15 protein-coding genes are annotated in these 14663 nt (G+C 43.6%); all 15 read left to right on the top strand.

Annotated elements, in window-relative coordinates:
* Positions 1-213 precede the first annotated feature (213 nt).
* The 15 genes from rpmG (at position 214) to G587_RS0104865 (ending at position 14614) form a co-directional block, all read left to right on the top strand.
* Positions 214-363, top strand: a complete 150-nt coding sequence (gene rpmG / locus G587_RS0104935; protein WP_026491339.1) for a 50S ribosomal protein L33 — start codon at positions 214-216, stop codon at positions 361-363.
* A 50-nt stretch (positions 364-413) separates the two neighbouring features.
* Positions 414-632: a preprotein translocase subunit SecE gene (gene secE, locus G587_RS0104930; protein WP_026491338.1), complete on the top strand. Its 219-nt coding sequence runs from the start codon at positions 414-416 to the stop codon at positions 630-632.
* A 126-nt stretch (positions 633-758) separates the two neighbouring features.
* Positions 759-1316: a transcription termination/antitermination protein NusG gene (nusG, locus tag G587_RS0104925; RefSeq protein WP_256379302.1), complete on the top strand. Its 558-nt coding sequence runs from the start codon at positions 759-761 to the stop codon at positions 1314-1316.
* 174 nt (positions 1317-1490) lie between these two features.
* A complete protein-coding gene (gene rplK, locus G587_RS0104920) occupies positions 1491-1916 on the top strand; it encodes a 50S ribosomal protein L11 (protein WP_022760831.1) in 426 nt (141 codons plus the stop codon).
* Positions 1917-1930: 14 nt separating this feature from the next.
* Positions 1931-2620 carry a 50S ribosomal protein L1 gene (rplA, locus tag G587_RS0104915; protein WP_026491336.1) on the top strand — a complete coding sequence of 230 codons (690 nt, stop codon included), beginning with the start codon at positions 1931-1933 and terminating at the stop codon, positions 2618-2620.
* Between the two features lie 143 nt (positions 2621-2763).
* Positions 2764-4218: a CapA family protein gene (locus G587_RS21450; protein ID WP_051200748.1), complete on the top strand. Its 1455-nt coding sequence runs from the start codon at positions 2764-2766 to the stop codon at positions 4216-4218.
* 90 nt (positions 4219-4308) lie between these two features.
* Positions 4309-5355: a glycosyltransferase gene (locus G587_RS0104905; protein ID WP_026491335.1), complete on the top strand. Its 1047-nt coding sequence runs from the start codon at positions 4309-4311 to the stop codon at positions 5353-5355.
* Positions 5356-5376: 21 nt separating this feature from the next.
* Positions 5377-6447 (top strand): hypothetical protein, encoded by a 1071-nt coding sequence (locus G587_RS21445; RefSeq protein ID WP_196812512.1) that lies wholly within the window; start codon positions 5377-5379, stop codon positions 6445-6447.
* Positions 6448-6587: 140 nt separating this feature from the next.
* Entirely contained in the window at positions 6588-7649 is a 1062-nt protein-coding gene (gene hisC / locus G587_RS0104895) for a histidinol-phosphate transaminase (RefSeq protein ID WP_026491334.1), read from the top strand.
* A gap of 226 nt (positions 7650-7875) precedes the next feature.
* Positions 7876-8334, top strand: a complete 459-nt coding sequence (locus G587_RS0104890; protein ID WP_051200761.1) for a COG2426 family protein — start codon at positions 7876-7878, stop codon at positions 8332-8334.
* A 103-nt stretch (positions 8335-8437) separates the two neighbouring features.
* Positions 8438-9346 (top strand): class I SAM-dependent DNA methyltransferase, encoded by a 909-nt coding sequence (locus G587_RS0104885; RefSeq protein WP_026491332.1) that lies wholly within the window; start codon positions 8438-8440, stop codon positions 9344-9346.
* An 89-nt stretch (positions 9347-9435) separates the two neighbouring features.
* Positions 9436-11445 carry an NAD(+) synthase gene (locus G587_RS0104880; RefSeq protein WP_026491331.1) on the top strand — a complete coding sequence of 670 codons (2010 nt, stop codon included), beginning with the start codon at positions 9436-9438 and terminating at the stop codon, positions 11443-11445.
* Between the two features lie 166 nt (positions 11446-11611).
* Positions 11612-12970, top strand: coding sequence for a hypothetical protein (locus tag G587_RS0104875; protein WP_026491330.1), 1359 nt, complete (start codon positions 11612-11614; stop codon positions 12968-12970).
* A gap of 165 nt (positions 12971-13135) precedes the next feature.
* On the top strand, positions 13136-14002 hold the full coding sequence (gene dapF / locus G587_RS0104870) for a diaminopimelate epimerase (RefSeq protein ID WP_026491329.1): 867 nt from the start codon (positions 13136-13138) through the stop codon (positions 14000-14002).
* A 159-nt stretch (positions 14003-14161) separates the two neighbouring features.
* Positions 14162-14614, top strand: coding sequence for an ACT domain-containing protein (locus G587_RS0104865; RefSeq protein ID WP_026491328.1), 453 nt, complete (start codon positions 14162-14164; stop codon positions 14612-14614).
* Positions 14615-14663 lie beyond the last annotated feature (49 nt).

The raw sequence follows: 14663 nt of genomic DNA, 5'->3' as shown, positions 1-14663 counted from the left end.
TAAGTATAAACATATTATTAAAAAAGAAAGTATGCTATAATATAGAAGATATTCGTGACCGATAATAAACTGTTGGAAAAGGTTCTGAAAAAAACCAGTTGACGTAGCATGACAGTCATGCTATATTATACAAGCGACAGAAAATTTAGGTCTTTTTTTTATGCCTTAAAATAGGTGGTAAAATTGATAGAACAACGCACGGAGGAATGAACAATGCGTACAAGAATCACACTTGCTTGCACAGAGTGCAAAAACCGTAACTATGACACAACAAAGGATAAGAAGACTCATCCTGACAGAATTGAAATCAAGAAGTACTGTCCTTTCTGCAAGAAGCACACACCTCACAAGGAGACAAAGTAATTCCACTGTAACATGGAAAAAGTCCATGAGTTGAAGGGAGTTTAGGTGATATGAGCGAAAATACTGCTACTAAAAATGCACAGGAGAGCAAAGTATCTTCCTTTATTAAAGGTGTAAAGGCTGAGTTTAATAAGATTATGTGGCCTACCAGAGAAGATATTACAAAGCAGACCACTGCTGTTGTTATCATTTCCGTTATTATTGGTGCTCTTATAGCTGTGTTTGACTATGCTTTTGGTTATCTTATTAACTTTATAACCAAGATTTGATAAAGGAGTATTATGGCAGAAGAGATGCAGAATGAAAATGAACTCGATCTGACTTTGGGCTCTGCTGAAGAGGAGAATGCACAGGCTGCAGAAGCTGTTAATGAAGACAGCGCTGTTAGCGAGTCTATTGATGCAACCGTTGAATCTTCAGAGACTCCTGCTCACCAGAACGCTCACTGGTATGTTGTACATACATATTCAGGCTATGAGATGAAGGTTAAGGCCAACCTTGAGAAGACGATTGAGAATCGTCATCTGGAGAACCAGATTTTTGAGGTTCGTGTACCGCTTCAGGACGTTGTAGAAATGAAGAATGGTGCGCGTAAGACTGTCAGCCGCAAGATGTTTCCAGGTTATGTCCTTGTAAATATGGATATGAACGATGAGACATGGTATGTTGTCCGCAACACCAGAGGTGTTACAGGATTTGTAGGACCGGGAAGTAAGCCGGTACCGCTGTCAGATGCTGAGATTAAGCCTCTTGGAATCAAGACTGAGAACATGTCTGTTGATTTCGGTGTAGGCGATGAGATTGCAGTTGTTGCCGGCGTTTGGAATGGTACAGTTGGTATCGTTCAGCGTATGGACTTCGGTAAGCAGAGTGCTACTATCAATGTTAATCTGTTTGGTAGAGAGACACCTGTTGAGATTGGATTCACAGAAGTTCGTAAGGTAACAAGCTAAAGATTGGTATATCGTAGATTTATCTACTATATATAGATGGGTTGAAATTAAGATATTTCAATTCATGGGAACTGGAGTGGGAGCATTTGTGTATAACATTTGCCTTGTCTGGGCAGATGAGTGATTTATACACTCGGAATGCGCCTGACCACATTATTTCTAGGAGGTGCCATTATGGCAAAGAAAGTCGAAGGATACATTAAGTTACAGATCCAGGCTGGTAAAGCAACACCAGCACCCCCGGTTGGACCGGCACTTGGTCAGCATGGTGTAAACATCGTTGAATTCACAAAGCAGTTCAACGCTAAGACAGCTGACAAGGGTGATGTCATCATTCCTGTTGTCATCACAGTTTATGCAGACAGAAGTTTCACATTCATCACAAAGACTCCGCCTGCAGCAGTTCTTATTAAGAAGGCATGCAACATCCAGAAGGCTTCTGGTGTTCCGAACAAGAACAAGGTTGCAACAATTTCTAAGGATAAGATCCGCGAGATCGCAGAGACAAAGATGCCTGACCTGAATGCAGTTGACATCGAAGGTGCTATGAGCATGATCGCTGGTACTGCACGCAGCATGGGTGTTGTAGTAGAAGACTGATGGAGGACTAAGAGATGAAACACGGAAAGAAGTATGTTGAAGCTGCTAAGCTCATCGACAGAGCACAGCAGTATGAAGCTGCAGAAGCAATCTCTTTAGTAAAGAAGTCTGCTACTGCAAAATTTGATGAGACTGTTGAAGTACACATTCGTACAAGCTGCGACGGTCGTCATGCGGATCAGCAGATCCGTGGTGCGGTTGTTCTTCCGCACGGAACAGGTAAGAGCGTAAAGGTTCTTGTATTTGCAAAGGGAACAAAGCTTGACGAGGCACAGGCTGCCGGAGCTGACCACGTAGGTGGCGAGGAGCTCATTCCCAAGATCCAGAACGAAGGTTGGCTTGACTTTGACGTTGTAGTTGCTACACCTGATATGATGGGTGTTGTAGGACGTCTTGGTAAGGTTCTCGGACCTAAGGGTCTTATGCCTAACCCGAAGGCTGGTACAGTAACAATGGACGTTACTAAGGCTATCAACGATATCAAGGCTGGTAAGATTGAGTACCGTCTTGACAAGGCTAACATCATCCACTGCCCTATCGGAAAGGCATCTTTCTCAGAGGAGCAGCTCGAGCAGAACTTCACAGCTCTTATGGATGCTATCGTAAAGGCTAAGCCTGCAACTGTTAAGGGCCAGTACCTTAAGAGTGTATCACTTGCTACAACAATGGGACCTGGTGTCAAGGTTGTTGCTAACAAGTATTGATTTACGATTGAGAATATCAATATAATGTGAGCTTTGAATGGCTATTGCACTATGTGCAGTAGCCATTTTTTTTACGTTTTTAACAATATGTGGTATTCTAAAAGTGGGAGTTTGCAGGGATATAGTTGTTCCTGTGGTATATTATGAAAAAAGATTTGTATGATGATGAGATAAATGAAAAAGGGGGCTTCTTTTCCGGGGTAAACACTGCGGTGGTAGCTTCAGTATGCGCATTTTTACTGACTATTACAGTGGGGGCTGTGGTTTTATTTACAATGGCGGCAAAGTCGACATCCCGGATTGAGGCTGCTGATGATGTAACGGAAATACAAGCGGATTTGAGGGTTCCTTTGGCTGAGAAGATCGGTGGTGAAGAGGAGAAATCATCCGATATAGCGGAAGTTAAAGGCGATTCAAGACTTCCGGGAGCTACGAAGCTGGATAATAATGATATAGAAGCTGCCAATGATGGTGAAAACACAGACCTGGCTCTTGCTGATAAGCAGAATGGTGAAAACGGACAGGGAATATCAGATCAGGAACAGGCAGAGGGACAGGAAGCAGGAGCTTCGGACCAGAATCAGGATAAAGTAGAGGTAGAGATCACTGATGCCAATTGGGAGCATGCATTAACTCCGGCTAATCAGGATTATGTATCGATGGCCTTTGCGGGAGATATTCTCTTTGATCCTAATTATGCGATCATGAACAGGATTCGCCAGAACGGCGGTGGTATTGAAGGTGTGATAGGTGGAAGTCTCCTTTCATATATGCGAAGCGCGGATATCATGGTGGTAAACAACGAGTTCCCCTATTCATACGGTGGAAGTCCTACTGAAGGAAAGACCTTTACTTTCAGGGCTGATCCTTCCTCCGCAGAGCTTCTTAATCAGATGGGAGTTGATGTTGCTACACTTGCCAACAATCATGCGTATGACTATGGACAGACCGCACTTTTGGATACGCTTTCAACAATTGACAGCGTAGGAGTTGCAAGGATAGGTGCAGGTGCTAACCTTGAGGAGGCATCACATCCTGTATATTACATTGCGGATAACGGCATTAAGATAGCCATTATCTCAGCGACAGAGATTGAAAGAATTGATAATCCTGATACTAAAGGGGCTACAGACAGTTCACCCGGAGTTTTCAGGTGTCTTGATATAACAAAGCTCGTCAGCAGGATTAAAGAGGCGAAGGCTACAGGTGCTTTCGTTATCGTATGTGTCCACTGGGGAACTGAAAATAAGGAAGAAATTGACTGGTGGCAGGAAAAGCAGGGACCGGAGATGGTCGAGGCAGGAGCTGACCTGATTGTCGGTGCCCATCCTCATATTTTACAGAAGATTGGCTACATTAACGGCGTTCCGGTTGTGTACAGTCTTGGTAACTTCCTCTTTAATTCAAAGGAACTGGAAACAGGACTGCTTAGAGCCAATATTTATAAGGATGGACAGGTGAAGCTTCAGTTTATACCTGCCATTCAGAGTGGATGTACGGTATCCGAGGCTACAGGCGAAAGAAAGGCCGCGGTTCTGAACCATATGAGGCAGATGTCCGCAGGCATTTCTATTGACGATGAAGGTAATATTCAATAAGATATAAGTATATAATTGTCGATATTTCGAGAAAATAGTGCAGATAGGATGATAATTGTAGTTTAGCAAAGATTTAGTGAGGGGCGCTCTATGATTACAATAAGCTTATGCATGATCGTTAAGAATGAAGAGGAAAAACTCGGCACCTGTCTTGATTGTATAAAGGATCTGGTGGACGAGATGATAATTGTCGACACAGGCTCAACCGATAGAACTATGGAGATTGCCAAGTCCTATGGAGCGAAGGTTTTTGAGTTTGAGTGGACGGGAAGCTTTTCTGATGCCAGAAACTATTCATTTGAGCAGGCGACCTGCGATTTTATCTATTCTGCAGATGCGGATGAGACAATAGATGAGGAAAATCGCGAGCGCTTTAAGCAGCTCAAGAAGGATATAGATGAGCTTGATATCGATGTGGTTCAGATGTATTACTGCAATCAGCTAAGCCACAACACGGTTTATAATTTCGACCGTGAACTCAGGCCCAAGCTTTTCAGAAGAATTCGTAAGTATGTATGGCATGATCCAATCCATGAGATGATCAAGCTTGATTCCACGGTGTGCAACAGTGAGGTTGAGATTCAACACAATCCCACTGAGGATCATGGCGAGAGAGATTTATCGGCCTTCAGACGTGCCATTAGAGAGGGCGAGTATATCAGTAAACGTCTCCACAACATGTATGCCAGAGAGCTTTTCATGGTTGGAACGGAAGAGGATTTCATGCTTGCTAAGGAGTTCTTTGAGAGCTCAATTGTGGATACCGGAAGAGATCTTGATCAGATTAAGGAAGCTGCCTGTGTGCTTGCGCATATAGCAGTTATAGATGGGAAAACAGATGAGATTCTTAAATATTCCCTTAAGGATCTCACCACGATTCCGTCCAGTGAGATGTGCTATGAGCTGGGTAATCATTATAGGAACAAAGGGGATCTTGATGAGGCCATTGTGTGGTATTACAATGCGGCCTATGAGACTTCGCCGATTCTTGATGTACACAGGAGCGGAGACATGGCGCTTCACAAGATAGCTGAGTGCTATCGCGAGCTAGGCAATCTGGAGCTGGCAGCTGATTATGAAAATGAAGCCAATAAGTGGCAGGTTCCCTCCGGAGAACAGCAGCAGACAATATTGTAAAAGGTACTGACATAGTAGAAAATGCGTAGATTTACTGCGATTTTAATAGGAATAATTATGAGTATAAGCGCCATAGGCTGCGGCAGAAATGCCGATAATAAAGAGCCTATGGCGCAGCTTCAGTCTTCGGAAGAAAAAGTGGCATGGAAGGCTGATAGCGGATATATTAGTGAATCCGAGAAGGTTACGGATGGTGCTGTAAGCGGCGAAGCTAATACAGAGTTTTCGCTTAGTGTTCCCACCTATGTGACCAGGATAGACGGGATGTGGTTCATTGTGGACTGCTACCATGATCAGATTATTTATAACGAGGATATGACCGCGCCCATTAACGAATGGAAGGTTCTAACAAAGGCTGCCAAGCAGCCCCACACCATGGCGGGAGACGGCAGCGTTATTATGGTGGATGATACGGAGAATAACAGGGTTCTGGTCTTTGAGAACAGAGACGGAGCCTATGTTAATACTCAGCTTTTTAATAATATAGGGAAAAGACCTCACTATACGGTGTACGACGAAGAGGATAAGGCTTTCTATGTGTGGAGCTCAACTACCGGGGAGATGTATATCTTCAGGCATGAGGAGGGCTCTACTGATATGTATCTGACAGAGGTCAGGAAAGCCGGAGGAGGGGAGACAAGTCCTCTTGACGGGACATATATCAGGTCCTTTTATTTAAATGGCGACGAGATATATTTTGTTTCCGGAATAGGTGCTGACGGAAAGCCTTCAGGTATTCTCATATGCGACAAGAACACCTTGGAAATTAAGGAAAAGATCGAGGTGCCTGACCAAATGGCAGGCATGGTGGCGCTGTATCGTGACGGCGGCTATTTTTATATAACTGTATCTACGGATATCAGTGGAAATCAGGACGCGGCTACCATGATAAGGACCAGGAACCTGAAGCGGCTAATGAGCGGTGACTATGAAGAAATCTACAGTACGTACTTTGTGGGAGGAGGAACTCCTTACAATGTTACGCAGGTAGATGGAACCTATTATCTTACGGAGCACAGAGTTCCCGGACATTCTGTATGGAGCTACAGGATAGAGAATGATGAAATAACCGATGTACAGGCTGTGTATTAAGATGTCAGAAAAAAGGGTTGCTTTAAAACACTTTAGTGTGATAACATGGTAAAGTGTTAAAAAGCAACCTTTAATTATTTGGAAATATTTCTTTATATTTATAAAAGATGAGATATTTCTTCATTTAACGGAGAGCAGATATGAGCTGGGAAAAAATAGTAAGAAAGGTAACTCCCTATGTTCCGGGAGAGCAGCCTAAGGATAAAAACATAATCAAATTAAATACAAACGAGTGCCCCTATCCGCCGGCACCGGGAGTAAGAAAGCTTTTGGATAACATCAAATATGAGGATATGAGACTTTATCCTGATCCGGAGGCTTCCGTTCTGGTGGATGCACTTTCAGATTATTACAATGTGCCAAAGGACCAGATTTTTGTAGGTGTGGGTTCAGACGATGTACTTTCAATGGCTTATCTTACTTTTTTCAATTCCGATAAGCCCCTGCTTTTCCCGGATATAACCTATTCCTTCTATGATGTATGGGCAGAGCTGTACAAGGTGCCTTATAAAAAGATTCCTTTAAACGATGATTTCAAGATCAATTTTGAGGACTATTATGAGGAGAATCAGCCAAATGGCGGAGTGATAATTGCAAATCCCAATGCCCCTGTGGGAATATCTGAGCCTGTGTCTGAACTTGAAAAGTTAATTCAGCACAACAGGAATTCTGTGGTTATCATAGATGAAGCATATATAGATTTTGGCGGAGAAAGTGCGCTTCCTCTCATAGAGAAATATGAAAATGTTCTGGTGGTACAGACCTTCTCCAAGTCCAGAGCAATGGCAGGAATGAGAATTGGGTATGCCTTCGGCTCCAAAAAGCTTATTAAGTATATGCAGGATGCGAAGTTTTCCTTCAATTCATATACAATGAACAGACCTTCACTTGAGCTGGGAGTTGCTGCAATAGAAGATGATAAGTATTTCAAGGACACCTGTGCAAAAATCGTTGCCACCAGAGAGCGTGTGAAGAAGGAGCTTTCCGGGCTTGGATTTACATTCCCTGATTCCAAGGCGAACTTTATCTTCGCAAAGCATGAAAGAGTCTCCGGAGAAGAGCTTTTCCTTGCGCTTAAGGAAAAGGGTATTTATGTGAGACACTGGAGCGCTGATAGAATCGCCGATTACCTAAGGATAACCATCGGAACTGATGAGGAAATGGATAAGCTTATCGCATTTTTAAAGGAGTATCTTGCGTAAAGCGGACAATTGAAAAAATGAGTTTTGACGTAAATTATTATACGAAAAAACAATTATACTTGTAGGATTAACAGCCTTTTGATACAATCGTGTACTGGAATGTTTTATATGTTCACCAGCATCTGATGATTTGCCCGGTGAACGGATTGTAAGAAAGGCTGTTTTTATGCTTACTTTGTTTAAAACGTCACTTATTGGTCAGTATATTTTTGTATTTATTCTTTCCATGGTTCCTATGGTTGAACTCAGAGGCGCTGTACCCGCTGCCCATGGATTTGCACATACAGCTACAGGCTTTAACTTGCTTTTGGGATATATTATTATCGCAATCGGTAATATGATTCCTATGCCCTTCATTTTCTTCTTTGCAAGAAGAATCCTTGAGTGGGGTAAGGATAAGCCGGTTATCGGTCGTTTCTTCAGCTTTTGTCTTAACAAGGGTGAGAAGGGCGGAATGAAGCTTCAGGAGAAGGCCGGAAAAGGTGTTTATTGGGCACTCCTTCTGTTTGTTGGAATCCCGGTTCCCGGAACAGGCGCATGGACAGGAACACTGGCTGCTTCAATCCTTGATATGGACTTTAAGAAGAGCGTTATCGCTGTCGTATGCGGAATTGCCCTTGCAGGTACAATCGTAGGACTAGTCAGCTACTTGGGTGTTGGTGCGATTTTTGGTTTCGCAGGCTGATAGATGAAAATTGTAGAGAGCGGGTTTGTACATTAAAAGTGCAAGCCTGCTCTTTTTTTGATAAAATGTGTGTGAAGTAAGTTATTTTCATTGGGAGATGACTATGGAAGCCTATACAGATTTTGCAAAAGTATATGATGAGTTTATGGATGAAACCCCATATCACGACTGGGCGGCGTATATATCGCGTCTTATTTCGGGATATGGGATTTCTGCTCCTTATGCTAATAATGGTGCTGCCACCACAAAAGGGGAAGAGGAGCCTGAAACTGAATATGAGGATGCTGAAGATTCTGTAGAGGACACAGAGGAGCTCCTGCTCCAGGAAAAGAACCTTGTGGTGGAGCTAGGCTGCGGAACCGGAAGCTTTACAGAAGAGATGGCAAAGCTTGGTTTTGATATGATCGGGATTGATAATTCCGGTGATATGCTAGGGATTGCCAGAAGCAAGATGGAAAAAGCGGGGCTGGACATCATGTATCTTGAGCAGGATATGTGCGAGCTGGACCTTTTCTGTACCGCGGGCACTATAGTCAGCGTCTGTGACAGTATCAATTATCTTATCGAGGACGAACAGATAAGGAAGGCTTTTACTAAGGTAAATAATTATCTTTATCCCGGCGGACTTTTTCTGTTTGATTTTAATACCCTGCATAAGTACAGGGATGTTATCGGCAATGTGACGATAGCGGAGAACAGAGAGGATTGCAGCTTTATCTGGGAGAATTTCTTCGATGTTGATACGAATATCAACGAGTATGATCTTACTCTTTTTGTGAAAAAAGGTGCAGGAACGGATAAGGCTTCAGTCGATGCTTCTGAGGAGCTTTTCGAGAGGTCAATCGAAACACACCTTCAGAGGGGATATACCCTGGATGAGATGAAGGCGTTTGTTGAGCAGGCGGGCATGACCTTTATCACGGCCATTGATGCTGATACTCACGAGGAGCCCACTGAGGATAGTGAGAGAATATACGTCCTTGCAAGGGAACATGGCAAGGATATGAATTGAAATAAAAATTCTTGAGAAGCCCGGAGAATCCGGGAGAAAGGAGTAATCCAATCATTTTTTCACATATGATTGGATTATACGTGAATTGCATGAAGGATGGTTTCATCAAGGTTGCTGCGGCAACACCGAAAATAAAGGTTGCAGATCCGCTCTATAATGCGGACAGAATAATAAAGCAGATGAAGGAGGCTTGGGAAAACGGAGTAAAAATACTGGTCTTTCCTGAGCTTTGCCTGACAGGCTATACCTGTAATGATCTGTTTTTGCAGGATGCGCTGCTTGAGGGAGCATACAAGGGACTTCAGAAGATTATAGATTTCAGCGCAGGCAGGGATATGATCACCTATGTGGGTTCGCCCATTGAGCATAGAGGTAAGCTGTATAACTGTGCGGTTATAATTCAGGACGGCGTCATACAAGGCATTGTGCCAAAGTATAATATTCCCAATCACGGTGAGTTCTACGAGCAGAGATATTTTGCCAGTGGAGCAGATTTTGGTGAAAATGACACGGTTAAGCTTAGGGGAATAACCTGTCATTATTCCTATGAGGATGATGAATGCTATGAGCACGATTCGGATGAAGCGGAGAATGGAGTAGACGTATACTGGGCGCAGTTTGGCAAAATCATGCTTGACTTAGAGGACTCTGTAAAGGGGCTTAAGGTTGGCTGCGAGCTCTGTGAGGATCTGTGGGTTCCTGATACACCGGGAACTCTTCTGGCTGAGTCAGGAGCAACCCTTATCGTTAATCTGTCTGCTTCCAATGACCTTGTAGGAAAGGATACCTATCGCAGGGATCTTGTTAAGATGACAAGTGGAAGACTTGTATGTGGATATATCTATGCTTCAGCCGGAGATGGTGAATCCACTCAGGATATTGTTTTTGGAGGTCATAACATAATTGCAGAAAATGGCACGGTACTTGCCGAGCAGCCACTTTTCCAAAACGGTATCACCTACGCGGAGATAGATGTTGCAAGGATCTGTCATGAGCGAAGAAAGATGACGACCTTCAATACAATAAATGCTTCAGACTGTGGAATAATGGAAATTGAACCTGGGAATCTTTCTATTGATGAGACAAAGCTTTCAAGAATTTTCCCGAGAAAGCCCTTTGTTCCTTCAAACGAAGCAGAGCGCGCAAAGCGCTGTGAGCAGATTCTTTCTATTCAGGCAATGGGACTTAAAAAGCGTCTGGAGCATACAAACTGCAAAACAGCGGTAATCGGCGTTTCCGGCGGCCTTGATTCCACGCTGGCACTTCTTGTTGTGGTGAGAGCCTTTGATGCATTAAAACTGGACAGAAGCGGAATAATCGCCGTGACAATGCCCTGCTTTGGAACAACTGACAGGACCTATAACAATGCCTGCAGACTTGCAGAGTCTCTTGGGGCAACACTTAAGGAAGTAAATATCAAAAAGTCTGTGATGCAGCACTTTGAGGATATTGGGCAGGATCCCGATAAGCATGATGTGACCTATGAAAACTGTCAGGCCAGAGAACGTACCCAGGTGCTTATGGATATCGCCAACATGATGAATGGCATGGTAATAGGAACAGGCGATCTGTCTGAGCTGGCTCTTGGATGGGCGACTTACAACGGAGATCACATGTCCATGTACGGCGTAAATGCCGGAGTTCCCAAGACCCTGGTGAGACACCTTGTAAAGTACTATGCGGATGCACTTGGCGTAGATGGAGCCAAAGAGGTGCTTTTGGATGTTCTGGATACCCCTGTCAGCCCTGAGCTTCTTCCGCCCACAGATGGCAAGATATCCCAGGAGACAGAGTCTATTGTGGGGCCTTACGAGCTCCATGATTTCTTCCTCTACTATATGCTTAGGTGGGGATATCCCAAGGAGAAGATTCGCCGCATTGCAAGGCTCTCCTTTGGAACTAAAGATGGAGATGATTCTCCGGTTTATGATAATGAGACCATCGATAAGTGGCTTGATATCTTCTGCAGGAGATTTTTCGCTCAGCAGTTTAAGAGGAGCTGTCTCCCTGACGGACCGAAGGTCGGATCAGTTGCGGTTTCACCAAGAGGAGACCTCAGAATGCCCTCAGATGCAAGCTCCGTGCTCTGGATGAACTGATAAAAATTAAAAGACTATAAAAAAACTATGCGTGATACTTAAATGTCGGTGACATTTTTGTAACACGCATTTTTTTTGCCTTCCTGAATGCTATAATGGCATCACAGGAACCGGAAAACCAGCAGGAAAGCGAGTTTTCCCTAACCAGTGAAGAAGGAGTTATCTTATGAGGAAGAAAATTTTTGCAGGCATTTTGAGTTTGCTACTTAGTGTTTCAATTTTGCCTGTTTCGGTAAATGCAGCTGAAAACAAAGAAGCAATGTACACTGACGGCTTCGAGAAGGCTGCAGATTATGCCAAATATACAGCAGGAACCGATGAATCCCTTAACGGCAGGGCTATCTGGATCGAAGGCGTAGCTACTAAGTATGACACTAATACGAATTCAATTATTGTAAAAACAAATGAAGGAAACTGGGCAGTATTTTGCGGAGATGGTGGAACTGACAATTACAAGTCTCTGGTGCAGGAGTCAGTTGGGAAGAATATAAGAGTTTTCGGAAAATACTGCGGCATTAATACCACCCTTCAGCTTCCGAGAATAGATTTTATTCAGAGTGATATTTACGAGCGTGCATACAGACTTGAGACTGCGGATAACGACTTTAGAATTTCTTATCCGGACTACGTGATCGATGTCCCCGCATTAGACAGTGAGAATACTTATGGAAATCTAACCTATAAGGATTCGTCTCAGATGATAAAAAATGCGGACGATGATACACTGTTCTACTATTTTACTGAAAAGATTCCTGTTTTCATGCTGATCCATGAGGAGGAGCTGACCAATTCAATTTATGACGGTAAAAGTGACGAGGAGATTCTCAATAACTTTGAAAATTACTACAACATGAATTCCAAGTATGTAGTAAGAAAAGAGAGAACAAAAATTGGCGATACAGAGGGTATTATCTGTGAGTCTTCCTTTAAGGATGACGATATGCCTTCAAGCATGTGCCTCTACTGCTACATGACGATAATTGACCGTCACTACTATTACTTTGGATTTACGCAGCCTTATCTGGCATCTGAGACTGTAAAGAGACTTATTCCCCAGATGCTTGCAGATGTAAGGTATGATAACGGATCAGCTCCGGCACCCACAGAGGATATAGAAGAAACAGAAGAGTCTGCGCCTGCGGAAGCGTCCGAAGATGTTGAAGCGCCTGCAGATGTGGAAGCACCCGCAGAGCCGGAGGATACCACAGAGGCTGAGGCACCTGCAGCACCTGAAACTGCGAAGAAGTTCCCCACTCTCGAAGAGGCCAAGGGCCGTTATACAATGACGGTTGAAATGGTACAGGATAAGGGCGGCAACAAAAAGCAGACCGGTGAGAACATTTACTGGGGCGAAAATGAGCTGGCAAATTATAACGAAGAGACAGGTGTATGCACACTTACCCAGGATGATTTCATTGCAGTTATAACCTTTGGATATGACCAGAATGGCAATGTTGTATGCCATGGAACAATCCAGTCAGGTAACAATGTGGGCTCTGTAATAGGTATCAGAACCTCAGATTAAAACAGAACTTTTTTCTGAACGAGAAAATCATTTGGTCAGGATCCCCGGATTTATTTCCGGGGGTCCTTTAATTTTGGTGCTTAAAATTGCACATTTCTTTTTGACATGAAAAAACATCTGCGAGTATAATCACAATATATTACTGACGATTGGAGACATCTATATATGCACTTTACAAAAATGCACGGCTGCGGCAACGACTATATTTATGTCGATGGCAGCAAGGAAAAAATTGCAAAAGAGGATAAGTCCGATCTTGTAAGACTGCTTAGCGACAGGCATTTCGGCGTTGGCGGAGACGGTGTTATTTTCATAAATAAATTCGAGGATGACCTGGCTGATTTCGAAATGGAGATGTACAACGCAGATGGCTCATACTCTGAGATGTGCGGTAACGGAATTCGCTGCGTTGCCAAGTACGTTTATGACAAGGGACTTACAGATAAGAAAAAGCTTCGCATAGTCAGCGGAGGAAGAGTGAGAATCCTTGACCTCAAGACTGAGGATGATATTGTTACGAGCGTAAGAGTGAATATGGGTGCTCCTATACTTACACCTGCCGAGATTCCGGTTTCACTTCCGGATGAGAGAGCTATGGCTGCAAAGCAGGTGATAAATTATCCTATAAAGGTTATGGACAGAGAGTATTCCGTAACCTGCGTGTCCATGGGTAATCCACATGCCGTTGTTTTCCTGAACAGGGGCGTTGATATTGATGCCCTTGACCTTGAGAAGATAGGACCAAGATTTGAACACCACTCATTTTTCCCTAAGGGCATCAACACAGAATTTGTAACCATCGATGACAGGGAAAATGTGCATATGCGCGTATGGGAGCGCGGAACAGGAGAGACTCTTGCCTGTGGAACAGGATGCTGTGCCACTGTAGTAGCCTGCGTTCTTAACGACCACACCTCTGACAACATAACAGTTCACGTCAGAGGCGGTGAGATAAAATGTAAATGGGACAGGGAAGAAAATGTAGTCTACATGACCGGTCCTGCAACAACGGTTTTTGAAGGAGATGTTTAATACATCTCCTTTTGTTTCGCTACTTTTTCAATTTAATACGTTAAAGTGCTTGCGTTAAATTCTGTTCTGTGATAATATCGTTCATGGACGCACAAATGTCCGCCATACAAGAACAAAATTCGCAAATGTCCTTACAGGGACGAAAACAGGAAACAGAATATGAAGGAAGATACAGCGTACTACGTGCTGAAAAAGCAGGCAGTTCCGGAGGTTTTGCTAAAGGTTCTGGAAGCGAAAAAGCTTTTGGATACCGGTAAATGCAAAACTGTAAATGAAGCTTCAGAACGCCTTGGAATCAGCCGTAGTTCTTTTTACAAGTATAAGGATGATATCTACGAATTCCACGACAGTCTGCAGGGTACGACCCTGACGCTGAATTTGCAGATGGATGATGAGCTTGGTGTGTTGTCTGAGGTCCTTAGGATTATTTCAGGCTGCGGAGCCAATATACTGACGGTGCATCAGGCCATACCCTATAACGGGGTTGCAGCGTTGTCGGTAGGCATACAGGTTTTGCCTACAACAAGTGATATGGCAGATATGATCGGGAAGCTTCAGTCGGCACCTAAGGTGCACAACGTGCAGATTATCGGACGAAGCGCAGAGGTTTAAAGCAGAGGTTTAAATAATAATCACTTAGCCGTTTATCCGGCTTGGTTTA

Origin of the sequence: Butyrivibrio sp. XPD2002 (assembly GCF_000423945.1) — a bacterium.
Classification (GTDB): Bacteria; Bacillota; Clostridia; order Lachnospirales; family Lachnospiraceae; genus Butyrivibrio.
This window is presented reverse-complemented; position numbering and strand designations above follow the sequence as displayed.

Bases quoted from the DNA above. Each gene is read 5' to 3' on its own strand.
- G587_RS0104890 (WP_051200761.1), top strand. From the start codon at position 7,876: ATGGTTCCTATGGTTGAACTCAGAGGCGCTGTACCCGCTGCCCATGGA.
- G587_RS21450 (WP_051200748.1), top strand. From the start codon at position 2,764: ATGAAAAAAGATTTGTATGATGATGAGATAAATGAAAAAGGGGGCTTC.
- G587_RS21445 (WP_196812512.1), top strand. From the start codon at position 5,377: ATGCGTAGATTTACTGCGATTTTAATAGGAATAATTATGAGTATAAGC.
- rpmG (WP_026491339.1), top strand. From the start codon at position 214: ATGCGTACAAGAATCACACTTGCTTGCACAGAGTGCAAAAACCGTAAC.
- rplK (WP_022760831.1), top strand. From the start codon at position 1,491: ATGGCAAAGAAAGTCGAAGGATACATTAAGTTACAGATCCAGGCTGGT.
- G587_RS0104875 (WP_026491330.1), top strand. From the start codon at position 11,612: ATGAGGAAGAAAATTTTTGCAGGCATTTTGAGTTTGCTACTTAGTGTT.
- rplA (WP_026491336.1), top strand. From the start codon at position 1,931: ATGAAACACGGAAAGAAGTATGTTGAAGCTGCTAAGCTCATCGACAGA.
- G587_RS0104865 (WP_026491328.1), top strand. From the start codon at position 14,162: ATGAAGGAAGATACAGCGTACTACGTGCTGAAAAAGCAGGCAGTTCCG.
- G587_RS0104880 (WP_026491331.1), top strand. From the start codon at position 9,436: ATGAAGGATGGTTTCATCAAGGTTGCTGCGGCAACACCGAAAATAAAG.
- secE (WP_026491338.1), top strand. From the start codon at position 414: ATGAGCGAAAATACTGCTACTAAAAATGCACAGGAGAGCAAAGTATCT.
- dapF (WP_026491329.1), top strand. From the start codon at position 13,136: ATGCACTTTACAAAAATGCACGGCTGCGGCAACGACTATATTTATGTC.
- G587_RS0104905 (WP_026491335.1), top strand. From the start codon at position 4,309: ATGATTACAATAAGCTTATGCATGATCGTTAAGAATGAAGAGGAAAAA.
- hisC (WP_026491334.1), top strand. From the start codon at position 6,588: ATGAGCTGGGAAAAAATAGTAAGAAAGGTAACTCCCTATGTTCCGGGA.
- G587_RS0104885 (WP_026491332.1), top strand. From the start codon at position 8,438: ATGGAAGCCTATACAGATTTTGCAAAAGTATATGATGAGTTTATGGAT.